We start from the raw sequence: 24,651 nt of genomic DNA, 5'->3' as shown, positions 1-24,651 counted from the left end.
TGATGCAAATGGGGTAACCTACATAACATCATGGCATACTCCGATCAATACGAATCGAAATTAATCGCAAGTGATTCGGAATTTTCCGAAGATAACTCCAAAACAACAACCAAAGTCGTATTTCATTCAGCAAAATATTCAATGGAAGATTTAAAAAAAGAAGCTCCAGTAATCGTAAAAGGAAAAGTAATTGACTCAAAAAAAACGGAACGTGTTGATATGAACAACAACGAAGACAATGATGGCGATGTGGACGAAGTAGAATTTACAGATAGGGTCTTCAAAGTTCAGAAAGTTTATAAAGGAACGGATGTGATCAAGCATACGTCATTTCCTAAAATAAAAACGATTGATGACTTAGAAAAAGAACTATAAAATGCACAAACAAAAGGACGGCTCACAACAAAGAAGATGATATCCTGAAAAGGCGGTTGCTCGAACATTTTATCATTGAATGAACTGGCAACATTGCCAAAAAGCTTGAATTGAACCTGCATTCCCCATCCATTAAAATGGGTACTCAGGAGGGGAAGTTCATGTTGTTGCAACGAAAGACGTTGACTACCCTGCTGATCGCGATGCTCACCGTGATTCTCGCATTTGTTCTGCCTATGCAGACAATGGCTGCACCCACGTTGAAAATGGGTAGCCAGAGCGGAGATGTGTGGGACTTGCAGTATCGCTTGCAGGTGTTAGGGTATTACCAAGACGATCTGGATGGCAGCTATGGGCCTAAAACCTACCAAGCAGTCAGACAATTCCAGAAAAATTACGGGCTCTCCGTGGATGGCGTGGCTGGAGAGAAAACCTGGCGGGCATTGAAGAAGTTTTCTGTAAATCGTGGAGAAATGCAAATGCTTGCGCAACTCGTGTATTCTGAAGCTCGCGGGGAGTCGTATCAAGGACAGGTAGCGGTTGCTGCAGTCGTCATGAACCGCCTGCAATCCAACCTGTTTCCGAATACCGTGAAAGGGGTTATCTTCGAACCGCTGGCATTTACCGCAATTGCCGATGGTCAATACTGGTTGACGCCAAATAAAACGGCTTATCAGGCAGCTTGGGATGCTGTGCGCGGATGGGACCCTACAGGAAATGCGATCTATTATTTCAATCCAGATACAGCAACCTCCAAATGGATTTGGAGTCGTCCGCAAATTAAGAAAATCGGGAAACATATCTTCGCCAAGTAAACCATAAGCCCCTGAATGGTCGGAATAACTCGCCCTATTCAGGGCTTATTTCTTGTATTTCGTTCAGAAGTATGATGGAAGATAGTAAATCTTATATATTGTTTTTCTCTTGCAATCGAATAAAATAATAGGAAAGGTTTTTATAGAAAGCATTCTAGGAGGTTGATGATGAAGAAGTTGCTCATTCTAGCTTCCATGGCAGTCCTATTGGTCATGTGGACGCCAAAAGCAGAGGCGAATACGACAACAGAAGCACCCACACCTTACACAGATATTTCCGGGCATTGGGCACAAAAAGAAATTGAAAAGCTATACATAGCGGGCGCACTGGGCAAGGGAGAAAATTTCAGACCCAATGACTTGGTGACGCGCCAAGAATTGATATCCATGTTTATACTGGCGATGGGGGTGAAGCCCTCTGCTGAAACCTCCTCATCGTTTGCAGATATTCCGTCAGACAGCTGGTTGGCGCCTTACGCTGAAGCTGCCTATCGTCTGGGCCTGGTTCACGGTCAGAAAATGGACGGCCAAGTATATTTCCAGCCTGAGGCTACCGTGAGTCGAGAGGAGCTTGCTTCTATCCTCATTCGCGCCACAGGAGACAGCGGTGAGGTAAACAAGTTCAGCTGGTCAACCACCGTACATGCTTTGGCAGCATACGCAGATGGCAGCCAGGTACAAGAACGGTACCAGCGCCCAATGGTATATGCGATGCAAAAGGGCCTGATGAGTGCCTACGCTGACCAAACACTAAGACCCCAGCAGCTGATGACAAGGGCTGAAGCGGCTACATACGCTGCACTGCACCTGTTGGAGGATCGAGAAGGAAAACCGGTATTGAGCGAAAATGGAACCCCGTTTCGAGAAGTGTTGACAGTCAAGACCACGGCCTACAGCTATGACAGAGATGATGTGCTCTCCTATCTGGAGTTTCCCTTGCGAGAGGGGATTGTAGCTGTTGATCCGGAAGTGATCCCATTAGGTACTCATCTTTATGTCGAGGGTTACGGATATGCCGTAGCCGCAGACATCGGTGGAGCCGTCAAGCAGAACCATCTCGACCTGTTCCTGCCTTCGCTCGACGAAGCTAGGAAACATGGCATGCAGGAGGGTGTAAAAGTATACGTCCTCGATTAATAAAGTTTCAGGTAAGAAATGGACATATTTCCCACCCCTTCCACTCATACTAAGGTGGAAAGGGTGGGATTTTTTTGTGGGGCTGGATTGGATTCACGTTACTCTGCTTGATCCTGATCGTGGTGGTTACTCCATTGCAAATCACATTGTTTTACGGGCGAATAGGCGACAATGATCACCTGGTAATGGAGATCTCAGCCTGGTTTCGTTTGATACGAAGAAAGTATGAAATACCCATTCTTGCCATTACGCAGACGGAAAAAGGGGCAGAGCTGGTGTATAAAAAGGAGACTATACAGCAGGAGAAAATGAAGGATGAAAAAGTGGCTGACTTGACCCATCGGCAGGTAGAAACCTGGTACAAACGATATAAAAAGTGGTTGAGAAGGGTGTTAGACCTGCAGCCCATCTTCAAACAGTTTCTCAAAACAGTTCGTTGCACGCGGTTAGAGTGGCACACAGTGATGGGAACAGGACAGGCTGATGAAACGGGTGCTCTGAGCGGCATGATCTGGGGTGTGAAAAGCATGATTGTGGGAGTCGCTTCGCATACGCTCTCCTTTCGCACCATTCCCAAAATGAGTGTACAGCTTGTTTGGAATCAATCCCTACTGCAGACTCAATTGAACGGTGTTTTCCGACTGTACTTGGGCCATGTGCTGTTGACTGGGATCAAAATCTTGCTCCGCTTGAGGAAGGAAAGGGGACGCAAGTGGAAGACTGTCCCCACCGAGGCATAGTCCGCGAGGCTTTTGGACGGGAAGAGGACTCAAGCAAAAACATCAACGCAAGGAGGTCGCTCCACAGCGTTGATGTTTGATAGGGAGACAAACATGCTGGTCGATTACTTCGTCGGCTTCAGCTCTGGTAAGGGGGGCGGCTGCTTCAAATTCCCCTTTGTAAGTAGTCATGATTCCTGCATTCTGAAGAGAGGCTACTCTAACGCTGACGGTATAGCTATAGTCATCTTGTGCATCGAATGTGCCGTCAGGAGTAGTCATAGCGGTTGTCGGAGTATTCTTCAGCAGATACGATCACCTTGAGATCGCTCATTCCCGAAACAATCCTGTACACTTCTTCATCCTCCACGAAGTCGTATAGATCGGGAATCAGGTTCACAGCACCCATTCTCGTCATCGTTTTTTCAGGCTCAAATTTCTGATCTGCTTCCGTAAAGTAGGCAAAATGTCCAAAGTTCATTTGTGATTTTTCGGTACATCTAGGAATTGACTATCGACAAATGTCGGTGGACTGTATTTATCAAACAGCCTGTGCACCATCGTGATGAACTCGGCCTTGGTGACTTTGGCATCAGGATTGAAGCGTCCTTTTTCGTCACCTTTTACGATGCCTTTTTGCGCCATAAAGCTGAGTGAATCCATCGCCCAACCATGAGATGCTGGATTCAGGTCAGGAAAAGTTTGATTGGCGAAGACCGTTGTCGTCGTTCCCGAGATCAGGCTCCCGGCAAGCAGGAGTGAAACGAGCGTTCTTTTCATAAGATTTCCCCCAGGTAGAATGTTAAGATCAGATATGCAGCGAATACGATCTAGTTATAATAGAACCATTTTTCTATTGCGAGAAGATGATTCATCAAAAAGAAGCGAACTGGGAATGATACCACTTGAATAACAACAGAAGCTTAGTGTGTAAAAAACAGGAGGTATCATGTCATGGCTGACCATCCAATACAAGGGCTAATGAGAACAGCGATGGAGCAACTCTCTAACATGGTTGAAGTGTCTACGATAGTTGGCGACCCCATTGAGACACCGGACGGCAGCGTCATTCTTCCGATTTCCAAGGTTGGATTTGGATTTGCAGCAGGGGGAAGTGAATTTCAGTATGAACACAATCACCCCGGAACGATTGGCTATCCGTTTGGCGGCGGTAGCGGTGGCGGTGTTTCCATCACGCCTGTTGCTTTTTTAGTGGTTGGAAAACAGGGAATTCGCTCCATTCCTTTGGAAAATACGACGCATCTCTACGACCGCATTCTCGATTCCGTGCCGCAATTTGTAGAGAAGATGCAAGGGATCTTCAGCAAGAAGGATGAAACAACTGTCCAATCGACGACCGTGGTAGCCAAAGTCGACGACCATGATCTCGAGGATTTGATCGAGCGCAGTTAAGCAAGCGACCAACTAAATCGTTTTTTCCGATACATGAAAGAAACAGGCAGGCCAGGAGAATTGGCTTACCTGTTTCTTTTGTCATGGTGGAGCAATTACCAAAGCAGGTCGAGAATCAGACCTGTCTTGGCTGTATACAAATAGTGGAGACTCGACCACGATTGCGAGATGTACGGATTGTCGCTCTGGGTCTCCTCATGAGAGCGAGAGTAACTGCCTAAAGGAGCCTTCTGCAGTTGCAGCGTCTCTTCGCGAAACTGTCGCGTCAACCCTTTCATCGCATCCGTAAAGCCAACATAATCCATGTCTACAGCTTCGCGCCATGCGGACTCGTTGAGAGACAGCTCGCCATTGGAGAGAAGCTCTATGCCAAACGGTCGAAGGCGACCTTCAGCCGCGCGGGCTACTCGCTGAAACGTATCCAGTTTTTGCGTTGCGAGTACGTCCTGATGCTCGTTCAGGAAAGCTAGCAATCGATTGTAACGGTGCACGAGAGTTTTGCTTTGTTGGAGGAGATGGTCGGTATCCCTTGCAATTTCGATGCGTATAGGCTCTCTGCTCACCTGATGCAAGGATACTCGTACTTGCCCATTCTCGATCGTAAATTGATTGGTTTGAGAGTGCTGTCGCAGGTGGTTCAGACTGAATTCGGCATCTCCAGCAGGCGTTTCAGCCTGTTGGAGCCCCAATGCCCGTATACTGTTGCCAACTCGGTCACGCAGGGTAAAGGCTTGTTTTGCCCCGGTCAGTGTTGTTTGCACAACCAGCGATTGCTGCTCATGGTTCGTTTCCATGCGCGCAGTTACACCCATCTGGCTTTGATTGATCGCTGCAGCCATACGGCGCAGGACGCTCCCGTAGGTGTCAGAAGGGGCGGAGTACAAAGTGAGTATTTTCTCCTGTTCCCCGATGGAAAGCGTGAATTCCTGGTGACCTGCTTGGACTGGATTGGAAGCATCGCGGTGACCCCATGGGCTGCGATTGGTTTGGCCTGTCGCCAGCTTGTAGACCGACAGCTCATACGTCGCAGACACTGTCTCTGGCAGAGCATTTGCTGTAGCAGCCTCCGGATGAGAACTCATCGCCATGCGCTTGTTCACAGCACTGTTTTTTCGGGCAGGATCAAATTCTCTGGCTGCTTCATCCAATTCAGCAGAAAAGCGGTAGAGCCGAGACAAAGAGTGGGAAAGCTCCGTTACCCATTCCTGTTGCCTGGCGTAAAAGGGCTGCAGACTGTAGGTGAAGACAGGTTCGACAGGCGTATTCAGTCTCGCCTGCGCCATTTGAAAATGATATCGGCCCACGCGATGGCTAAACGGCGTATGATTGACCCGATCCAGTCTCATGCAAGTCACCTCCGTAACGTATAACGTTCGTTACTTACCGTTATAGAGGAATGTCATTCCATTTCAATCAACAAATCGCCGGTTTCAATAGCATCGCCCGCTTTGACATGGACGGCCTTGATTTTTCCATCCATCGGAGCCTGAATCGTCGTCTCCATTTTCATCGCTTCGCTGACGAGCAAATGCTCGCCTCTGCGCACTTTGTCACCCTCGCTGATCAACACCTTCAAGACTTTGCCCGGCATAGAGGCTCCCAGGTGTCCGGAATTCTGGGTATCCGCTTTGCGGCGTATTTTTTCAGAAATCTGGGCGGAACGGTCACGGATAAAAATTTCTCGCGGCTGTCCATTCAGCTCGAAGTAAATGATGCGTCTGCCGTCAGGGTGAAGCTCCCCTACTGCGACCAGCTTGATGATCAAGGTTTTGCCTCGCTCAATCGTAATGGCCGTTTCCTCGCCAGGGCGCAATCCGTAGAAGAAAGTAGGCGTATTCAACACGGACAGGTCGCCGTACTCTTTCGCACGCTGCTCGTACTGCAGATAAACCTGCGGATACATGATGTAGGAAAGTACGTCCAATTCATTCGGCTCACGACCGATTTTCTCGACCAGCTCTACGGCGACTTTTTCAAAATCGACTGGTGGCAGCAGTTCGCCTGGACGAGCGGTAAAGGCATCGCGACCTTTTAGCACCAGATCCTGCAAACGTTTCGGGAAGCCTCCTGGAGGCTGACCCAGGTAACCTTGAAAGAACTGGATGACGGAGTCAGGGAAATCAAGGCGCTCCCCTTTATCCCAAATGTTTTCTTCCGTCAGATTATTTTGTACCATGAATAGGGCGAGATCACCGACAACCTTGGAAGAAGGGGTTACTTTGACAATATCGCCACACATTTGGTTGACGACGGCGTACATCTGTTTAACCTCATCCCAGCGCCCTTCCAGACCGACTGCTTTCGCTTGCTGCTCCAGGTTGGTATACTGCCCGCCTGGCATTTCATGAACATATACTTCTGTATTGCTCGACTTCATGCCGCTTTCAAAGCCTTGGTAGTAAGGGCGAACATCCTCCCAATAGTCGGACAGCTTGTTGAAGGAATCGAGGGATAGACCTGTATCCCGGTCCGTATGGGCAAGGGTCGCGATCAAGCCATTGAGGCTTGGCTGCGAAGTCAGGCCAGACATGGAGCTGACGCATGCATCTACGATGTCGACACCGGCTTCGATGGCTTTGAGCAGCATGGCTGCGCCGTTGCCGGAGGTATCGTGGGTATGCAGATGGATCGGAATCCCGATCTCTTGCTTTAATGCACGGACCAGCTCATAGGCGGCATATGGCTTGAGCAGACCGGCCATATCTTTGATCGCCAGGATGTGAGCACCTGCTTTTTCTAATTCCTTGGCGAGGTTGACGTAATAGGCCAGCGTGTACTTGGTTTTGGACGGATCGAGAATATCGCCGGTGTAGCAGATGGCAGCTTCCGCAATCTTGCCGGTATTGCAGACTGCCTCGATGGCCGTTTGCATCCCTGGCAGCCAGTTCAGGCTGTCAAAGATCCGGAAGACGTCAATTCCTTGCTCGGCAGACGCCTTGACGAAGGAGTGAATGACATTGTCCGGATAATTGGTATAGCCGACTCCGTTTGCCCCGCGCAGCAGCATCTGGAACAAGACATTGGGTATTCGCTCACGCAAAATTTGCAATCTTTCCCAAGGTGATTCCTGCAGGAACCGCATGGAAGTATCAAAGGTTGCTCCGCCCCACATCTCCAGGGAGAAAAGTCCGGCACCGAGCTTGCCAGTCGCCTCAGCGACGGAAGCCAGATCATAGGTGCGAACTCGCGTCGCAAACAAGGACTGATGAGCATCACGGAATGTGGTGTCTGTCAGCAGGACTTGTTTTTGCTCCTGAATCCAGCGTACCAGCCCTTCCGCTCCTTGCTGCTCCAAAATCTGCTTCGTTCCGTCTGGATAAGGCTGGGCAAAAGGTGTCCGCGGAATGCGCGGGGTATCAAAATGCGGTTTTTTCTCCGTGTTGGCAAGCCCGGGATAGCCGTTTACGATCGTCTCACCGATGTAGGAAAGCAGCTTGGTTCCACGATCCTGACGACCCGGGAAGATGAACAGCTCCGGCTTGGTATCGATAAACGAAGTATCGTATTCCCCACTGAGAAAATCAGGATGCGTGACGACATTCTCCAGGAACGGGAGATTGGTCTTTACGCCGCGAATCCGGAATTCACGCAGGGTACGCAGCATTTTGCGAGCAGCCTGATCGAAGTTGGTCCCGTAGGTAGAGATTTTTACAAGCAGGGAATCGTAAAAAGGTGTGATGATGGCTCCCGGATAGCCGTTGCCACCATCCAGCCTTACTCCAAAGCCTCCGCCAGAGCGCCAAGCCAAAAGGCGTCCCGCATCAGGCAGGAAGTTGTTTTCTGCGTCTTCTGTGGTGACGCGGCACTGAATCGCGTAGCCGCTCATCTGAATAGCATCCTGAGAGGCAATTCCAATCGCTTCATCGGACAAGGCATGGCCTTCCGCTACACGAATTTGTGCTTGAACGATATCGATGCCGGTGATCAATTCGGTAATGGTGTGCTCCACTTGAATACGCGGGTTGACTTCAATAAAGTAAAACTGTTTATCGGGAGTGAGTAAGAACTCTACGGTGCCTGCGTTGGCATAGCCAGCTTTTTGCATCAAAGTCAGCGCTGCCTGACAGATCGCCTCGCGCAGCTTGTCGTCGAGCGAAAGACTGGGCGCGACTTCGACCACTTTTTGATGGCGGCGCTGCACGGAGCAGTCACGCTCGAACAAATGCACGATATTGCCGTGCTGGTCGCCCAGAATCTGTACCTCAATGTGCTTGGGCTGCTCCAGATAGCGCTCTAGGTAGACTTTGGCATTACCAAAAGAAGAGCGTGCTTCCGAGCGGGCGCGATCCAATGCATCCTGCAGCTCGTCTTGGCTGCGCACGATACGCATCCCCCGGCCGCCGCCGCCCGATACACCTTTGATAATGATCGGGTAGCCGTACTCCTTGGCGAAAAGCATCGCTTCCTGAAGGGTTTCGATAGGCTCAGGCGTTCCCGGGATGACGGGAATATTGGCCTCAATGGCCATGCGCCGCGCTTCGACCTTGTCCCCAAATTTTTCAATCAGAGTGGGAGAAGGACCAATGAAAATGATTCCTTCTTCCTGACAGCGCTTGGCGAATTCCGCATTTTCTGCGAGAAAGCCGTATCCCGGGTGAATGGCATCGATATCGTTGCGTTTGGCGATCTCGATGATGCTCTCGATGTCGAGGTAGGCTTCGATCGGTCCTTTTCCGGCTCCGACTAGGTAGGATTCATCCGCCTTAAAACGATGAATGGAAACGTTATCCTGCTCGGAATAGACAGCGACCGTGCGAATGCCCAATTCAGTGGCAGCACGGAAGATGCGGATGGCGATCTCACCGCGGTTCGCTACGAGCAAGCGATTGATTTTTTTAGAAAGCATGAAATTTCTCTCCCTTCATCTCTCCAAATACTTTTGAATTTTTTATATAGTGTAAATATACAAAATAATAGTTACAGAAGACAGTCCTTTTCAAAATTTCATCGGGATGGTGTTAACATGGAAACAAAACTGCCGATTTTTGTGTACGGAACCTTGCTTGCGGGGTGGGAGAATTACGAAAACTATGTGCAGCCGTATAAACACGAAGCGATTCCGGCTGAAGTAAAAGGAGAGCTGTTTCATTTGCCGATGGGGTATCCCGGTATCCTGGACGGCGATGGTATGGTAAAAGGCGTCATTCTTCGCTTTGAACCACAGGATTACGAGACTGTATTGGCGGAGCTGGACGAGCTGGAGACCTATTATGGTCCCCATGATCCGCGCAATGAGTACGAGCGGATCGAGGTATGGGCCAAGCTGGCTGATGGGCAGGAGGACCAGCGTGTCTATGCCTATCGCTACGTAGATGCCAAGTACGTCAGAGCAGAGGGCACACCCGTTCACGATGGAGATTGGGCTCATTTCATGCGGGGAAAGCAGCCTGAATAGTCAAGGATGATTTTGCCAAGACTGGTAGGGGAAAGGAGTGGTCCTGAGTCATGGAAATCCTGAACGAGACCCCTGCCCAGATCTGGCGATTGTTGATTCCCTCGACATCCTGGATGTTCCCGGATGAAGTGCCTGAAGACGAATTGATTTTCCACTATCGCGACCATATCTACTTCGTCAACAATGACGGCTCTGTCCTGGCCATGCCCAAGCCGGCCTGTTACGATCTGCTGGACTTTGGAACGATGCTGGAGTGTTTGGCCACATCGGATGAGACCATTGATTTTGACGATGAAGGCGCGTTTGACATCGGCTTTGTACTCAAGCAGATGGGGTATGTCGTACCGACGCGGAAAAGACGGGAAAAAGCGACTTACCAAATCGAAATCGTCAACACCGTCTTGCCTAAAGCGCACGGCCATCGTTATGAGCTGAAAAATGTCCAATTTCTCTTTGCTCTCTATCATGGCTTGATGCGCTGTCATGAATTAAATGAGAAAACGGACTGGGAATATGAGCACGAGTTAAAGCGAATTGTAAAAGTGGAGCCGAAGAGCTCGGATAAAGTGCAAGTAAACCTGTAATTTCTACTATTGGCATAGTGAAAAAAAGTGAATGATAGGGTATGATGAAAGGGTACATATGAACAGATTGGTGAGGAGGAAGAAATCATGACAACTGCTGTAGAGCGCCAAGGCGCATTTCAATTCAAAGGACCTGTTACACTGGTTGGTCCTGAAATCAAAGTAGGAGATACCGCTCCAGATTTCACTGTAGTTGCGAACGACTTGTCTGCTGTTTCTCTGGCTGATTCCAAAGGAACGGTTCGCATCATCTCCGTAGTCCCTTCCTTGGATACAGGCGTATGCGATGCACAAACTCGCCGTTTCAACGAAGAAGCAGCGAAACTGGATGGCGTAACCATCCTGACGGTATCTGTTGACCTGCCATTTGGCCAAAAACGCTGGTGCGGTGCTGCAGGCATCGAAAAAGTACAAACGGTTTCTGATTACAAAGACCTGTCCTTCGGTACTGCCTATGGCGTATTGATCAAGGAATTCCGTCTGCTGTCCCGCGCAGTATTCGTGGTGGACGCAAACGATAAAGTGGTTTATGCCGAGTATGTACCGGCTGCTGGCGAGCATCCGAACTACGAAGCGGCGATTGCAGCTGCTCAAGCTGCGAAGTAAGCCAAGCAAGATCAGAAATGCAGCCCTCTTCTCATCCGTGACGAAGAGGGTTTTTTTATCGTCTATGCATCACAGCTCCTTTCTTATTTGAAAACTTTTATAACAGCGAACGTCATGAGGATCATGATTCGAAACCGTACATTGCTCATTGTCCATGTTTCTTTGATAGCCATATTACTCTTACCCCTTTAAATTGCTGAGGTTTTCATTTTCATTGATAGTACGTTCTGACAAATTTGATGACATGATCAAACTTCGATTGACAGATTAGTAACCACAGGTTATATTATAACCATTGGTTACCAAAAGGGCGTTGAAGTTCAAATGGAAATTAGGACAATTGATAATAGAAGGAGCGCGGAAGTATGAAAGCAGAGCAAATATCCAAGCATATATGGAGCCTTCGGTCTTGGTTGCTCATACCGTGCCGAGTTTGGCTAGTGCAAGAAGAAGATGGCGTGACACTGGTGGATGCGGGGATGCCTTTTATGGCAAAAGGGATTCTTTCGCATCTCGAGCAGTTGAAGCTGGGAGAGCTGAAACAAATCGTACTTACCCACGGTCATTCTGATCACGTAGGAGCAATCAAGCAAATCCTGGAGCAAAAACAGGTACCAGTGTATGCGCATACCATCGAAATTCCATATATGGAAGGCGATCAAATCTACCCACGCCGAAAAAAAGCGGAAAAAAATGTGGTCAAAGGATTGGCTCGACCATTGCCACAAGACGAGCATGGAGCATTAGCGCCAATCGGTGGCCTGCAGCCTTATCTGACTCCGGGTCATTCCCCTGGTCATGTCGTTTATTATCATGAGCAGGACCGCGTCTTACTGGCAGGGGATCTGTTCACGTCGAAAGCAGGCAAGCTGAACAGACCGATGCCCATGTTTACGGCAGATATGGCGGAAGCGGTGAAAAGCAGTGTGATCGTACGGGAAATACGTCCGACTCATCTGGAGGTTTGTCACGGTAAGCCGGTCAAAAATCCGGAGGAACAGCTGAATGAGTACCTGGAAAAGATGGGGGCTGCGCCGTTGATCCCGAGTCGAATATAAGAACACGAGGATCTCGCAGGAAATAAGAAGGGGCCGGAGGAAACGAATCCGGCTCTTTTTGCGTCCTATTGTAGAGGTGATCGTATGAAAATGTCTGGGATTGCTATGAAAATGTGCCTAGCGTCTATGCTGTTGCTTGCGGGATGTCAGGCTGATTCCATAGATCGAGCTGCTCAGCAGCAATTTCTTACTCCACCGAATCCAGTGATTGCCTGGAAGGAAAAGTCCGCAATGACGGTTCCAACTTCCTTTTGCTGGAGTGTAGAAGATGAAGCCACTTGCACGGACACGGCAGCACCACCTGAAATCATAGCCGAGAAAAAGCCCTCTCCCTTACAGGTTCAGCCCGGGGCAGTACTGACCATTTCGTATGACCTTCCGCCTGCGGAACAATCGATGGTCGTCACCCAATGGGTTGGTTCCAGCCAGATCGAGCAAACCTTGGAAAACGGAAACCAGTGGAAGGTTCCCGAACAGCCAGGCTGGTATTTGTTTGATGTTCGTGCCCAGTGGGATCAAGGGGACGCGGGACATGCTTTCGTGATTGAAGTGAAAAGCAATTCTCGCAGCCAATACCTGTAAAGGCCTCCTTTTGCTATACTGGGATTCAGGTATGACCTAAAGGAGAGACAGCATGCAGGAAGAATTGATACGTTTTACAGCAGATGCCGCAGACGCAGGACAGACGGTGCGTGAAGTTCTGCAAAAGCGATACGGGGTCTCCCGCCGACTGCTGATTCGAGCAAAATTTAAAGGACTGATTACGCGCAACGGTACACTGGTGTTTGTAAATGAACGGTTGCAAGCAGGTGACGTAATCGTGGTGCTGGTCAACGAAGAAGAGACGGAAGCCGTGGCTCCGGAAGAGATGCCCCTCGTCATCCGCTATGAAGACGAAGACTTGATGGTCATTGCAAAACCAGCGGGACTTGTCGTCCATCCTACGGGCAATCACGCATCGGGGACGCTGGCCAACGGCGTCATTGCCTATTGGAAAAGGCAGGGTGAGAAGCGCAGGTTTCGCGCTGTTAACCGTCTGGATAAGGATACTTCCGGCTTGCTGATCATAGCCAAAAACCAGTGGGCGCACGAGCAGTTTAGCAGGATGCAGCAGGACCGCAGTCTGAAGCGTACGTACCTGGCGATTGCAGAAGGGATCGTTGAGCCTGGGGCTGGAACGATGGATGAGCCAATCGGGCTTGCTGAAAATTCCTTTATCACACGTCAGGTGCGTGCTGACGGGCAATCGGCGGTTACGCATTTTCGCGTGCTGACTCACGGTGAAGGCATGAGCTTTGTGGAATTGAGGCTGGAGACGGGCAGAACCCATCAGATACGTGTTCACATGAGCCATCGAGGCCATCCATTGGCTGGAGATGATCTGTATGGCGGGGCGCGTACACACATCGGCAGACAGGCCCTTCATGCGGCTGAGCTTGCTTTTGTCCATCCTCGAAGCGGAAATGAGATGCATTTCAGAGAGCCCATTCCAGAAGATATGCAACAACTCCTGAACCAGTTTTTTCGATGAGAACGTGAAAAAGACATTTTCCTCTGGAAAAATGAAAGCGGTTTCGGTATGATAATAACAATCGCAACAATAAATGGAAACCATCGTGTATAGCTGGTTGTCTGTGGGGGGATTTCCCGCAAGGATGTTCTTCATGTTAGCAGACTCGCCCAGCTTACGCCTGATGCATGTTTCGGCACGACTGACATAGGGGGTACCCTCTGATTTGTCATGCAACCGAACCGCGCTTGGGGGTGAGCTGGGCTTTTTGGTGTCCTGAAATCATGAAAAGGAACCAAAAACCTCCGGCTGGTCTGAGGAAGGGGAAGATCAAATGAAGTTGGCGTCTTATCGAAGATTTGGCAATGAGCGGTATCGAGCTGGTGTGGTAGCGGATCAGAAGGTGTGGGACCTCGCTCAGCTGCTTCCCGGTGCGCCTGACTCCATAAGTGTCTTGCTGGAGGATTGGGAGCGTTGGCGACCACAGCTGTTCGAGCTTGGGGACGAACCAGTGTGGAGCAATCGAGCGGGAGGTATGTTCCTGAATGAAGTCACTCTCGGTTCGCCCATTCCAAGACCGAGTAGCTTTCGGGACTTTTATGCGTTCGAAGCGCATGTGAAGACGGCAAGGGCAAAGCGTGGACTGGACATGATTCCTGAATGGTACGACTTCCCTGTTTTTTACTTTTCCAATGCCGCAGCATTTTCGGGAACGGAAGCGGTCATTCGCCGTCCAAAAGCGACACAATGGCTGGATTTCGAATTGGAGATCGCCTGTGTGATCGGCAAAGAAGGGATAGATATACCCGTCGATCGTGCAGCGGAGTATATTGCGGGGTACGCTGTCCTGAATGATTGGAGCGCCCGCGATCTGCAAAGGGAGGAGGTAAAAGTCGGATTGGGCCCTGCCAAAGGAAAGGACTTTGCTACTTCAATGGGACCTTGGCTGGTCACTCCTGAAGAGCTGGAAGACAGAAAGCTTCCAGGGCCACAAGGCAACCGATACGATCTGACAATGACCGCGCGTGTCAACGGCATTGAATATTCGCGCGGCAACTTCCGCGATATTCACTACACCTTTGCCCAGATGATCGCCCGCGCATCAGCAGATTGTCCGCTCTATCCCGGCGATGTGATCGGCTCCGGTACGGTTGGTACGGGATGTATTTTGGAGTTGGGAGCAGATCGGTATGACTGGTTGAAACCAGGTGATGTCGTGGAGCTGGAAGTGGAAAGGCTCGGTGTCCTCCGCAATCGAATCTGCGACTTATAAAAAGAGAGGGGAAAAATTCGATGGCATTTTATCACCGCATGGGGGAAATCCCGAATAAACGGCATACGACCTTTTACAAGCCGAATGGCGAGCTGTATCGTGAGCAGGTCATGGGCACAAAAGGCTTTTCCGGCATTCAGTCGATCCTGTATCACCACAACCCGCCAACACAGGTGCGCGAGGCAAGAAAATACGCCGATGTAAGCCTGGAGTACGTCGATCAGGAAGACTTGAAGCATCAGCACTTTAAAAGCTTTGATTCCCAGTTGGGCGGCGATCCGATCTTTGGACGCAAGTACTTGCTGGGGAACAGTGATGTCGTACTGGGGGTTTGCGCACCCACGGAGTCAATGGATTACTTCTATCGCAATGCGGATGGGGACGAGGTGGTCTTTGTCCATGAGGGGACGGGAGAATTGCAAAGCATTTTCGGTACATTGACGTATCAGCCAGGTGACTATTTGGTGATTCCGATCGGGACGACTTACCGGATCGTTCCTGCCGAGCAAAGCCGTTTTCTGGTGATCGAGTCGCAAAATGAAATCGTACCGCCTAAACGCTATCGGAATGAGCATGGTCAATTGCTGGAGCACTCTCCATTCTGCGAGCGTGACATCCGATTGCCAGAACGTTTGGAAACGCATGTGGAAAAGGGAAATTATGAAGTGCGTGTCAAACGCCAGTCCACAGTTTACAGCTATTTCTTTGACTTCCATCCGTTTGACGTGGTAGGCTGGGACGGATACTTGTATCCTTATGCCTTGAGCATTCACGATTTCGAACCCATCACCGGCCGGGTGCACCAGCCACCACCGGTTCATCAGACTTTTGCTGGACAGAACTTTGTCATCTGCTCATTCGTTCCCAGAATGTACGACTATCATCCGCAAGCGATTCCGGCACCTTACTACCATAGCAATGTGGAAAGTGACGAGGTGCTGTATTACGTGGCCGGCAATTTCATGAGCCGCAAAGGGGTTTATGAAGGCTCGATTACCCTACATCCGATGGGGATTCCGCATGGCCCGCATCCAGGGAAGATTGAAGCGAGCATCGGGAAAAAGGAGACAAAAGAGCTGGCTGTCATGCTGGATACATTCCAACCGCTAAAGGTGACGCGTCAGGCTCTTGCCATTGAAGATCCGGATTACATGACGAGTTGGATGCCGCCACGCGAATAAGAAAACCTCTATCGATGCTATTTCAAGATAACCGACCGCATTTTTGTGGTAGGTTATTCTTGAAGTATCGGGGCGCGTAGCTCATTAAAGGTTTTTGCTTTCCGATACTGGTAAAAAGGAAGGTGTCTGGATGGAACTGCCAATCAGTACGCTAGAGAGACAGGAAAAATATAAGCTTTTGATCGGTTGCATCGTCCCAAGGCCCATTGCTTGGGTAACCACCATATCGGAGAATGGCACCGTGAACGCAGCGCCATTCAGCTATTTCAATGTCGCAAGCATTGATCCGATGATGGTTTCTGTAGCGGTCATGCGAAAGCCGAACGGTCAGCCAAAGGATACCGCACGCAATATCGCTCAGACGGGTCAGTTCGTTGTCAACATGGTCGATGTACACAACGTAGACGATGTCAATCAGACCTCTGCTGATTTTCCGGCTGAGATCAGCGAAGTAGAGGAGCTTGGTCTTGCTACCATGCCTTCATCCTCAATCGAAGTGCCGCGGCTTGCAGCTTCGCGTATCCATTTTGAATGCAAGCTGCACCAGGTTGTCGAGTTGGGTACACCCACTACCTCGGACTTGATTATCGGAGAGGTTGTACATGTCCATGTCGCGGATGAGCTTTATCAGGCCGGACGGATCGACATTACCGCTTTTGCGCCGGTAAGCCGTTTGGCAGGCAATACCTACGCCAAACTGGGTGAGCTTTTTGATCGCCGCAGACCAGAATACATTCCCTCGCCTCCCGCTGATAAATAACCCGTTTTTATTACGGAGCTATTCCAGTCCAGGATAGCGAGAGACGGAGTCGGGACGAATCCAGCGATCGTACTCGGAGGAGTCGGAGGCGTTTGCGGGAGGACCATAGGGTGTCACGTTGGGTTCTGATCCGTCTGGGCGAACTACGTTTTGCTGGTAGTAAAACTCTCGCTCGCTTTGTATCTGATCCCGAGCAGGATTTTGCGTACAGCCAGTCAGAAGAAAGACAGCGAGTATTCCGATCAAAAATGGCATGCTGATCACCTCACAGGTAGCGTGAGCCACAAAGCGCTTGTTCATGCATGATCTCCGTCCAGGGACGGAGGACAAATCCCTCTGCGGGCCATTTTGCCTGCCGTGGCTCTCGGGTATCCTGTAGATACAAGGAAAACACGGTTACCGTAGAGAGGAAGGGAAGACATGAGAGAACGACGTTTATACAGATCCAGACAGGATCGTCGTTTGTTTGGAATTTGCGGAGGGATCGCTGAATTTTTGAGAATAGACTCGACGCTTGTACGTGTAGGAGTTGTCATTTTGACGATCTGTACGGGTGTACCGATCCTGATCTACCTCTTGCTTGCGATGATCATGCCGAAAGAACCGAGCTGGACACAAGCCTACACGCGCGAAAAGTATGACTTGGAAAATGAATTTGCCTATGACGGATACCGGGGAGAGCCGGATCTGGACAGTCAGATTGATCGTTTGGAAAAACGTGCTCTGGTCATGGAAGTGCAGCGTTTGCGCGAGGAATTGTTGAAATACAAAGGAATATAGAAGGATGAAGGAGATGGCTAACGTAAGCCATCTCTTTTTGATTTAATCGCCAGTCAAACAGAGTGCTCGAAACACTTCGCCGAGAATCCCCTTGGTTTGGTGAACACCCGTATCGGTGTTGGTCATGAGTACAGCGCCCGTGCCAAGTGAAGGGTAGGCCACGATCATAGATTGGAAACCGACACCCCAGCCGAGCGAGGAGAATTCGATTGCTGAGCCTGAAGGATCGAGAAAGATCCCAAGCCCTGTCCATTGTGAACAGCTGGATGAGACAAAAACCAGCATCTGAATAATGAAACTGGCTTAGTGGCTCATGCCGAACCGTGAAGGGCTCGGAGCAATGGACGTTCTACCAGTCAAAATGTCCAGCATGCTCGGGTTCCCCTGTGCGGAATGGTAGACAGGGAAACTTTCCTCAGGGTCAATGATGCCAGCCTGGTGGCACAACAGGGATCGCAATGTCACTTTTTTTCGCCAAGTCCATTCATGATCGGAAATCTTCCAGGTTCGAAGGCGATTATTGACATCCTCGTCAAGATCAAGTAGACCACGTTCAACAAAGCGCAAAGCCAGCAGGGAAGTAGCAAATTTGCTGATCGAGCATGCGTGAAACTGGGTGGCGGGCGTTACCGGACGATTGTTGTTCAAAAGTGAACCTCCCCTCTCAAATGCTTCCGTATCTAGCTATTCTGAATTTAATGATAGAACAAGTGTTCTCGTTGTGCAACAACAGGAGTAGGAGCATTTGTGCAGAACAGTAACGTGGACGAGATTTCCAAAAAGAGGTGGAGTCATGTTTTACAGAAGAAAAACCTACAAGGTTAATCCAACCATGATCGATGATTTTCACGATTTTTTTCATACCTACCTTTATCCAAATCAAATCCAGCACGGCGCCAAACTGGTAGGGCGTTGGACGAATGAAGCAAGAGACGAAGTCCTGGCCATTTGGGAATACCCGAGCAAGGAGCTTTATGAAAGCATTGAAAGCATGATACGAAAGAGTGAGCTGCATCGAAAAGCTCAGGAAATAAGAAAAGCACGAGGCGACCTGTATTTGGAAAGCAAACAGGATTTTTTGGAATCAACCACGGATTTGGTCGTAGATGAGCTTTCCCCCAAACATGTGGTCTCGGTCAGCGCTTGTATCACGAATCCACGAGGGGAGATCCTGCTCGTCCGCAATGGGCATCGGCCAGATACAATGGAAATGCCAGGGGGGCAGGTTGAGGAAGGAGAGAGCCTGCAGGAGGCTGTCCATCGTGAAATACTCGAAGAAACGGGCATAACGATCAAGCTGCATGGCGTTACAGGCGTTTACCAAAATATGTCCAACGGTGTCATCTGCGTCGTTTTCCGAGGAGAATATGTATCAGGCGTGGAGACAATAGCGGCAGGGGAGACCACAGAAGTCGTATTCTTGCCCATTACCGAGGATAACTTGGGACAATACATTACCAGGCCGCATTTTCGCCGAAGATTGCTCGATGCGATGGAACCAAGCATCGTTCCTTATGAAGCCTTTCTGGTCAGGCCAAATGAATGGCTTAGCAGGGTAAGATTCAAAACGGAAAATCACCCTCATTCATAATAGGCAAAAAATGATGCAAAAGGAGGAAACAAAAGAGACGATCTGCATATCATGTAAGGTGGAAAACCTACATAGGGAGGGAAAGAGAGTGTATGTCGGTGTGTTTGATATGAATCAGCGCCTGGAAAAGACGCGCAAAGTACTGTGTGAAAAGCAGCATCTGAAAAAACTGATTGAAGAAGATATCCGAGAGCTGGAAAAAGACGTTCAAGAATTAGAAAAAATGATAGATCAATGTGCGCCCAGCCTCCAACGATAGCAAAAAAGTGACACTCTGACATAGCAGGGTGTCACTTTTTTTGTGTATTTACGACTTCCAAATATCAGCGACGATCTCATAGGAACGGATGCGATCCGCATGATCGTACATTTGGGTAGTAATCATCAGCTCATCTGCTTGAGTGGCGTCAAGCAATGCCTGCAGTTCTTGTTTTACGGTTTCCGGACTCCCGATAATGGAAGAGCTGAGCTGCGATTGGACGGTAAATTTTTCGAAATCGCTCCATAGGCCATCCATGCTTTCAACAGGTGGCTGAATCGGTTTTCTGTCGTCTCGGATGATCTGCAAAAAAGCCTGAAAATGCGAGGTAGACAAGTAACGGGCACGCTCATCCGTATCTGCAGCCATGACACTTACTCCGACCATCGCATACGGCTCCTCCAATACCTCTGAAGGGCGGAAGTGATGGCGGTATGTCTGGAGGGCAGGCAAGGTATAGTTTGGAGAAAAATGACCTGCAAAAGCAAATGGGAGTCCCAGCATGCCAGCTAGCTGTGCGCTGAAATCGCTGGAGCCGAGTAGCCAGATCGGGATGGACAAGCCTTCCCCTGGAATAGCTCGAATGCCTGAATCCGATTCAGGAGAATAGGGACGAAAATATTCCCGCAGCTCTGTCAACAGCTCAGGAAAATCTGCTCCGCCAATGCGCTGGTTGCGTCGAAGTGCACGTGCAGTGCGTTGGTCCGTGCCGGGCGCCCGGCCAAGTCCCAGATCGATACGCCCCGGGTAGAGAGATTCCAGTGTACCAAATTGCTCTGCAATCACCAATGGAGCGTGATTGGGCAGCATGATTCCACCAGAGCCAACCCGAATGGTTGAGGTACCTGCTGCAATATAGCCAATCAGGACGGATGTTGCAGAACTGGCCACACTCGGCATGCCGTGATGCTCGGCAAGCCAATAGCGTTCAAAGCCCCATTTCTCTGCGTGTCTGGCAAGATCCAGGCTTTTTCGGAATGAATCAGCAGGAACGCTTCCCTGTACGATGGGAGAAAGATCCAGTACGGAAAGCGGGATGTCGCTAAGTTTCTTGGCCGCGCTGCGGTCAGCGTCTGCGTGTGTCATGTGATGCTTCCTCCTTTTTTATGGATAAAACGCGGGATACGTCTTTTGCATCAGCTAGGGATGGATGGTACCTTGCATATTAAGTATCCCACAGAGAGGTGTCAAGATTTCGATGTTCGGCTCCTGCACTTCCAGTGTGGGGCAGAAAAAACAGAACAGCAGAGTGCTGGAAGGGATCTACTTACCCCGACATACTGGAAAGAGGCTCACATTGTAGTCGTGAAGGACCACAAGTGAACCTCTTTCTTTGCATCGGATTTGGCTAATCAGGTAAAAAATGTGCTGGTTTTAACGCAGCGGAGCTATTGCTTGGTCAGAATCACAGGACCATCCGCTGTAATAGCCAGCGTGTGCTCGTATTGAGCCGAGAGCTTGCCGTCGCGAGTGCGTGCTGTCCAACCGTCTTCATCGACCTTGGCGTGATAGGTACCGATGTTGAGCATGGGCTCGATCGTCAAGACCATGCCTTCCTTCAGGCGAGGTCCTCTTCCTGGAGGTCCGAAGTGCGGCACATAGGGTTCCTCGTGCATTTGCTGCCCGATCCCATGACCGGTAAAATCACGAACGACCGAATAGCCTTCTGCTTCGGCATAGACCTGGATGGCATGAGAAATATCTCCGACACGATTGCCTACGACCGCTTGCTCAATCCCTAAGTAAAGGGCTTTTTCAGTTACCTCCAACAGCCTTTTTGCTTCCGGAGATATTTTACCCACTGCATAAGACCATGCGGAATCAGCCAACCATCCATTTTTCCTTACGACCATATCGATCGTAACGATGTCCCCTTCGCGCAGTGGGTCTTTCTTGGGAAAACCATGACAGATGACATCATTGACGGAGCCGCAGGTGGCATAAGGGTACCCGGAATATCCTTTTTGTTCCGGTGTTGCCTCGTGCTTCGCCAAAAATTCTTCAACAAATTGATCAATCTCCCAAGTGGAGATACCAGGACGAATCAATTTTGCAATCTCGCGATGGCAGGCAGCCAATATTTTTCCGGCTGCTCGCATGTATTCGATCTCTTCAGGTGTCTTGAGGATAATCATGGTCTCTCTCCTTGTCCTCGCTCATTGGTTCTGCACTACATAGTATACAGTGTAGACTCATTTGGAGCCAATTGCCACAGTCAAAACAGCGTGGTAGGATGAGGAAAGAAATAATCAACTGGGGGTAGGTAACGTGGACAAGTTTCATCAGCATCTGGAAAACTACCGGGTGAATGTAAAAGAAGACATAGAGAAACGACTTGCGTTTATTCGCGAACAGATCGACGGGCCTGGCCTGGGCGGAGCCGTTGTCGGAATATCCGGAGGGATTGACAGTGCGGTGACAGCAGCCTTGTGCGTTCGTGCACTAGGAAAAGATCGAGTCATCGGAGTATGGATGCCAGCCTATTCCCAACCAGTACATGAAGCTGATTCCAAAAATCTGGCAGATGCGATTGGACTCAATCTGGTAACCGTAGACGTCGGTCCAGCTTTTGATGCGTTGGTTCCTGCCATTCAAGACGTGCTGCCGCTCAATGACAAGACAAAAGGAAACACCAAGGCACGTTTGCGCATGACAACCTTGTATGCGATTGCCAACCAGCAAGGCTATCTTGTAGCTGACACCTGCAATCGCAGTGAAGTGTACGTTGGTTATATGACCAAGGGAGGAGACGGCCTGGCTGATTTCAACCCGGTAGAGAGCTTGACCAAGCATGAAATTCGGATACTGGCCGAGGAGCTCGGTGTTCCAGGCGCGATTATCACCAAGCCGCCGTCCGCAGATTTGTGGGAGGGGCAGACCGATGAGCAGGAGATGGGCTTCACCTACGAAGACCTGGATCGCTTGTTGATTACGGGTGAAACCAGGCCAGAGGCTTTGGAGAGAATCGAGTATTTGCATCGTATTTCCGAGCACAAGAGAAACCTGATGCCGGGAATTTAATCCGATTTGGATGACAGGCATAGGTTGATTCTTGAGCGTTTTTATAGGATAATAAAGGTTATGCACACAGACCTAACGGTAGAAAGAGGTGGAACAGATGTCGACGACTGAATTGATGCTGAAAACAAGTCTGGAAGGACGCGTGAAGCGTACGCTGCAAACATATTTCCGACGTCCCAACTACGTGTTGGTTCAAGAAAGCTTGGGTGCGAACGGCCTGTCCCCGGAGCAAGTAGAAGTTACTTTGGAGCTCTTGAAAAAAGACCTGACTGTTGCTGAAATCATGGAGCAACTGCGCGATAAAGGCTACTTCGCCTAACTTGAAACGTGTTGCTTGGATACGAAAAAAGACCGTTATGACGATGCAGTCATCCGGTCTTTTTTCGTATGTTTATCCTCGAACAGGCTTGGAACTCGATTTTTTTCGATACAGCTGCAGAGCGATCATCACGAGCAGGTAGCTGGCTAGAGCGACAACAACGCCCATGATTGCGCTCCCGGTAAAGTAGGCAAGCCCTTTTTCCTCGATCCAGATCAGCCATTCTTGCCAAGCTTGATAAGGGGCTGAAAACCCGGAAAGAGCTGGATGGCCGATGATCAGGTAGCCGAGCCTGTAGTTCAGGACCAGGAAGAGCGGAAGCACCAGTTTTCCCATGACAAAACCGATGACGGCAGCAGGCATGCTGCACCGGAATGCTTTGACCAGCGGAAACACGTAATAAACTCAACAAAGATGCCAACAGCAAATCCCAGGGCGACAAAGGACGGTGCCCCATTCATCCGAATCAGCTTGTAGTACTCGTACTTTATCCTGCGGTAAAGTTTTTTCCACATAATGATCCCTCATTGATCTAATAAGGTGGACTAGGTGTCGAGTATAGTATAGGGGATATAAATGTGAAATGATACACGAATACCGAAACTTGTCGGTATTACCAATCTCCGTCTCGAGTCGGTTTGTTCCACCGATTATCTTTTGGCATAATGAAGGTATGCAGGTCATGCAAGCAGAAATGTGGTGACAGATGTGGAAGAAATAGTTTCAGTATTTGGCGCCTACGTCTCGGAATACGGATATATGGCCTTGTTTGGACTATTTTTTCTTGGTATCTTGGGAATGCCTTTGCCAGAAGCGACTTTGCTTGTATTTTCCGGTTTTCTCGTTTCCAGTGGTAAGCTCCATTTTTGGCCCACTTTTCTGGTCTGCTTTACGGGTTCCATATCAGCGATGACGGTCGCTTACTGGATCGGGAGAGGTCTGGGCTATCCGTTCATCGAGCGATACGGAAAGCGTCTGGGATTCGTTTTCGGGGTCTATGAAAAGACAAGCTACTGGTTTGAACGCTTTGGGAAGTGGGCGTTGCCTATCGGATATTTCATTACAGGGGTCCGACAGTTCACGGCTTACTTTGCTGGTATCACACGCTTGCCTTTCCCTACTTTTATCCTATTCACCTACACAGGCGGATTCGTCTGGAGCTTGCTGTATGTGGTTTTGGGCTGGCAGCTTGGAGAGCGCTGGGAAGTGGTATACGGTTGGATATCCAGCCATGTAACCTATTTTTTTCTGGCACTGCTGCTTGCTGTGTTGCTCGGATTTTACCTATACCATAGAGGACTTTTCAGGAAACCCAAGAGGGAGGAATCATCATGAATGAGGAAGAACAAAAAAACGCTCAGCCGCCGGTCGTGCGTCCGGCAACTGAGCTAGTACCGATTGTGCTGCCGGAGAAGCATCAACGATTTTACGACAAGCTCCGAGCAAAGATCGAGGCGTTTATTCGGGAAAAAGGCGTCAATGAAAAAGCGGCAAGCTACATCCTGCTTGCTCCGGATCTGTTTGTCCTGCTTGCCCGTTTGATGCTGGACAAGCGAGTGGGCATCCAGTCCAAGGCTATAGCTGGTTTGGCCGTCGCGTACTTTATCTCGCCGATTGACTTCATTCCAGAAGCGCTGATCGGCGGAATGGGATTGCTCGATGATGTCATTCTTGCTGTGTATGCGCTTCGCCGTATCCTCGTAGAGGTTGATGAAGCAGTTGTGCGCGAACATTGGAATGGGGAACAGGATGTACTGGGTGTCATAACCAGGGTGATCACCGACGCCGACAATCTGGTTGGGCAAAAAATCGTAACCAAGCTGAAGGATCTTCTGCTTCGCAAATAAGTAAACAG

The 24,651-nt window shown here is 49.6% G+C and carries 31 protein-coding genes; 21 read left to right on the top strand and 10 right to left on the bottom strand.

The features are described from left to right. Positions 1-30: 30 nt before the first annotated feature. The 4 genes from EDM52_RS21095 to EDM52_RS21080 all read left to right on the top strand — a co-directional run bounded on the left by EDM52_RS21095 (position 31) and on the right by EDM52_RS21080 (position 3,067). Positions 31-375 carry a hypothetical protein gene (locus EDM52_RS21095; protein ID WP_122910922.1) on the top strand — a complete coding sequence of 115 codons (345 nt, stop codon included), beginning with the start codon at positions 31-33 and terminating at the stop codon, positions 373-375. 161 nt (positions 376-536) lie between these two features. Next, positions 537-1,190 carry a spore cortex-lytic enzyme gene (gene sleB / locus EDM52_RS21090; RefSeq protein WP_122910921.1) on the top strand — a complete coding sequence of 218 codons (654 nt, stop codon included), beginning with the start codon at positions 537-539 and terminating at the stop codon, positions 1,188-1,190. A gap of 168 nt (positions 1,191-1,358) precedes the next feature. After that, positions 1,359-2,327, top strand: a complete 969-nt coding sequence (locus EDM52_RS21085; RefSeq protein ID WP_122910920.1) for an S-layer homology domain-containing protein — start codon at positions 1,359-1,361, stop codon at positions 2,325-2,327. 74 nt (positions 2,328-2,401) lie between these two features. Further along, positions 2,402-3,067, top strand: a complete 666-nt coding sequence (locus tag EDM52_RS21080) for a DUF2953 domain-containing protein (RefSeq protein ID WP_245997227.1) — start codon at positions 2,402-2,404, stop codon at positions 3,065-3,067. A gap of 247 nt (positions 3,068-3,314) precedes the next feature. On the opposite strand, the gene EDM52_RS21075 is transcribed toward EDM52_RS21080, so the two are convergent. Both EDM52_RS21075 and EDM52_RS21070 read right to left on the bottom strand, forming a co-directional pair. Next, a complete protein-coding gene (locus EDM52_RS21075) occupies positions 3,315-3,527 on the bottom strand; it encodes a hypothetical protein (RefSeq protein ID WP_122910919.1) in 213 nt (70 codons plus the stop codon). After that, positions 3,524-3,826, bottom strand: coding sequence for an S-layer homology domain-containing protein (locus tag EDM52_RS21070; protein ID WP_122910918.1), 303 nt, complete (start codon positions 3,824-3,826; stop codon positions 3,524-3,526). The genes EDM52_RS21075 and EDM52_RS21070 overlap by 4 nt, the downstream gene beginning before the upstream one ends. Positions 3,827-4,000: 174 nt before the next feature. Between EDM52_RS21070 and ytfJ the strand changes: the two genes are divergently transcribed. Beyond that, entirely contained in the window at positions 4,001-4,459 is a 459-nt protein-coding gene (ytfJ, locus tag EDM52_RS21065) for a GerW family sporulation protein (RefSeq protein WP_122910917.1), read from the top strand. A 95-nt stretch (positions 4,460-4,554) separates the two neighbouring features. Here the strand turns inward: ytfJ and fliD are convergent, their stop codons facing one another. Beyond that, positions 4,555-5,805: a flagellar filament capping protein FliD gene (gene fliD / locus EDM52_RS21060; RefSeq protein WP_122910916.1), complete on the bottom strand. Its 1,251-nt coding sequence runs from the start codon at positions 5,803-5,805 to the stop codon at positions 4,555-4,557. 53 nt (positions 5,806-5,858) lie between these two features. Beyond that, positions 5,859-9,305 (bottom strand): pyruvate carboxylase, encoded by a 3,447-nt coding sequence (gene pyc / locus EDM52_RS21055; RefSeq protein WP_122910915.1) that lies wholly within the window; start codon positions 9,303-9,305, stop codon positions 5,859-5,861. A 117-nt stretch (positions 9,306-9,422) separates the two neighbouring features. Between pyc and EDM52_RS21050 the strand changes: the two genes are divergently transcribed. The 9 genes from EDM52_RS21050 (at position 9,423) to EDM52_RS21010 (ending at position 16,826) form a co-directional block, all read left to right on the top strand. Next, a complete protein-coding gene (locus tag EDM52_RS21050) occupies positions 9,423-9,854 on the top strand; it encodes a gamma-glutamylcyclotransferase family protein (protein ID WP_122910914.1) in 432 nt (143 codons plus the stop codon). A 50-nt stretch (positions 9,855-9,904) separates the two neighbouring features. After that, on the top strand, positions 9,905-10,438 hold the full coding sequence (locus tag EDM52_RS21045) for a hypothetical protein (protein WP_122910913.1): 534 nt from the start codon (positions 9,905-9,907) through the stop codon (positions 10,436-10,438). Between the two features lie 87 nt (positions 10,439-10,525). Further along, positions 10,526-11,044 carry a thiol peroxidase gene (gene tpx / locus EDM52_RS21040; protein WP_122910912.1) on the top strand — a complete coding sequence of 173 codons (519 nt, stop codon included), beginning with the start codon at positions 10,526-10,528 and terminating at the stop codon, positions 11,042-11,044. A gap of 365 nt (positions 11,045-11,409) precedes the next feature. Then, the gene (locus EDM52_RS21035; RefSeq protein ID WP_122910911.1) at positions 11,410-12,102 is read left to right on the top strand and encodes an MBL fold metallo-hydrolase; all 693 of its coding nucleotides are present in this window, start codon (positions 11,410-11,412) and stop codon (positions 12,100-12,102) included. A 90-nt stretch (positions 12,103-12,192) separates the two neighbouring features. Continuing rightward, positions 12,193-12,684, top strand: a complete 492-nt coding sequence (locus EDM52_RS21030) for a hypothetical protein (protein WP_245997224.1) — start codon at positions 12,193-12,195, stop codon at positions 12,682-12,684. Between the two features lie 52 nt (positions 12,685-12,736). After that, on the top strand, positions 12,737-13,633 hold the full coding sequence (locus EDM52_RS21025; RefSeq protein ID WP_122910909.1) for an RluA family pseudouridine synthase: 897 nt from the start codon (positions 12,737-12,739) through the stop codon (positions 13,631-13,633). Positions 13,634-13,946: 313 nt separating this feature from the next. Further along, on the top strand, positions 13,947-14,885 hold the full coding sequence (locus EDM52_RS21020) for a fumarylacetoacetate hydrolase family protein (RefSeq protein ID WP_122910908.1): 939 nt from the start codon (positions 13,947-13,949) through the stop codon (positions 14,883-14,885). Positions 14,886-14,905: 20 nt separating this feature from the next. Continuing rightward, positions 14,906-16,066 (top strand): homogentisate 1,2-dioxygenase, encoded by a 1,161-nt coding sequence (locus EDM52_RS21015; protein ID WP_122910907.1) that lies wholly within the window; start codon positions 14,906-14,908, stop codon positions 16,064-16,066. Positions 16,067-16,196: 130 nt separating this feature from the next. After that, positions 16,197-16,826: a flavin reductase family protein gene (locus EDM52_RS21010; RefSeq protein WP_122910906.1), complete on the top strand. Its 630-nt coding sequence runs from the start codon at positions 16,197-16,199 to the stop codon at positions 16,824-16,826. Between the two features lie 18 nt (positions 16,827-16,844). Here EDM52_RS21010 and EDM52_RS21005 read toward each other — a convergent pair whose 3' ends face one another. Next, a complete protein-coding gene (locus EDM52_RS21005; RefSeq protein ID WP_245997222.1) occupies positions 16,845-17,126 on the bottom strand; it encodes a hypothetical protein in 282 nt (93 codons plus the stop codon). A gap of 120 nt (positions 17,127-17,246) precedes the next feature. On the opposite strand from EDM52_RS21005, the gene EDM52_RS21000 reads away from it, so the two are divergent. Next, complete coding sequence (locus EDM52_RS21000; RefSeq protein WP_122910905.1) at positions 17,247-17,606, top strand: PspC domain-containing protein; 360 nt, start codon at positions 17,247-17,249, stop codon at positions 17,604-17,606. A gap of 42 nt (positions 17,607-17,648) precedes the next feature. On the opposite strand, the gene EDM52_RS25275 is transcribed toward EDM52_RS21000, so the two are convergent. Beyond that, positions 17,649-17,891: a hypothetical protein gene (locus tag EDM52_RS25275; RefSeq protein WP_245997220.1), complete on the bottom strand. Its 243-nt coding sequence runs from the start codon at positions 17,889-17,891 to the stop codon at positions 17,649-17,651. An 18-nt stretch (positions 17,892-17,909) separates the two neighbouring features. Continuing rightward, a complete protein-coding gene (locus EDM52_RS25270) occupies positions 17,910-18,254 on the bottom strand; it encodes a serine hydrolase (RefSeq protein WP_245997216.1) in 345 nt (114 codons plus the stop codon). Positions 18,255-18,399: 145 nt separating this feature from the next. Between EDM52_RS25270 and EDM52_RS20990 the strand changes: the two genes are divergently transcribed. After that, complete coding sequence (locus tag EDM52_RS20990; RefSeq protein WP_122910904.1) at positions 18,400-19,197, top strand: NUDIX hydrolase; 798 nt, start codon at positions 18,400-18,402, stop codon at positions 19,195-19,197. A gap of 88 nt (positions 19,198-19,285) precedes the next feature. Next, complete coding sequence (locus EDM52_RS24835; protein WP_183185249.1) at positions 19,286-19,456, top strand: hypothetical protein; 171 nt, start codon at positions 19,286-19,288, stop codon at positions 19,454-19,456. A 48-nt stretch (positions 19,457-19,504) separates the two neighbouring features. Here EDM52_RS24835 and EDM52_RS20985 read toward each other — a convergent pair whose 3' ends face one another. Beyond that, entirely contained in the window at positions 19,505-20,542 is a 1,038-nt protein-coding gene (locus tag EDM52_RS20985) for an LLM class flavin-dependent oxidoreductase (RefSeq protein WP_122910903.1), read from the bottom strand. 302 nt (positions 20,543-20,844) lie between these two features. Continuing rightward, positions 20,845-21,591, bottom strand: coding sequence for a type I methionyl aminopeptidase (gene map / locus EDM52_RS20980; RefSeq protein ID WP_122910902.1), 747 nt, complete (start codon positions 21,589-21,591; stop codon positions 20,845-20,847). Positions 21,592-21,724: 133 nt separating this feature from the next. On the opposite strand from map, the gene nadE reads away from it, so the two are divergent. Further along, a complete protein-coding gene (gene nadE / locus EDM52_RS20975) occupies positions 21,725-22,477 on the top strand; it encodes an NAD(+) synthase (RefSeq protein ID WP_122910901.1) in 753 nt (250 codons plus the stop codon). A 97-nt stretch (positions 22,478-22,574) separates the two neighbouring features. Next, positions 22,575-22,796, top strand: coding sequence for a hypothetical protein (locus EDM52_RS20970; RefSeq protein ID WP_122910900.1), 222 nt, complete (start codon positions 22,575-22,577; stop codon positions 22,794-22,796). Positions 22,797-22,868: 72 nt separating this feature from the next. Here the strand turns inward: EDM52_RS20970 and EDM52_RS20965 are convergent, their stop codons facing one another. Continuing rightward, positions 22,869-23,192, bottom strand: a complete 324-nt coding sequence (locus EDM52_RS20965; RefSeq protein ID WP_245997214.1) for a DUF2062 domain-containing protein — start codon at positions 23,190-23,192, stop codon at positions 22,869-22,871. Positions 23,193-23,504: 312 nt separating this feature from the next. Here EDM52_RS20965 and EDM52_RS20960 point away from each other — a divergent pair, with 312 nt between their 5' ends. Together EDM52_RS20960 and EDM52_RS20955 are read left to right on the top strand one after the other, a co-directional pair. Then, positions 23,505-24,131, top strand: a complete 627-nt coding sequence (locus EDM52_RS20960; protein WP_122910899.1) for a DedA family protein — start codon at positions 23,505-23,507, stop codon at positions 24,129-24,131. Beyond that, positions 24,128-24,643 (top strand): YkvA family protein, encoded by a 516-nt coding sequence (locus EDM52_RS20955; protein WP_122910898.1) that lies wholly within the window; start codon positions 24,128-24,130, stop codon positions 24,641-24,643. The genes EDM52_RS20960 and EDM52_RS20955 overlap by 4 nt, the downstream gene beginning before the upstream one ends. Positions 24,644-24,651 lie beyond the last annotated feature (8 nt).

The sequence above is a fragment of the Brevibacillus invocatus genome (assembly GCF_003710915.1).
In the GTDB taxonomy this organism is placed as follows: Bacteria; Bacillota; Bacilli; order Brevibacillales; family Brevibacillaceae; genus Brevibacillus; species Brevibacillus invocatus.
The sequence above is the reverse complement of the archived record's forward strand: the minus strand, read 5'-3'. Positions and strand labels throughout refer to the sequence as shown.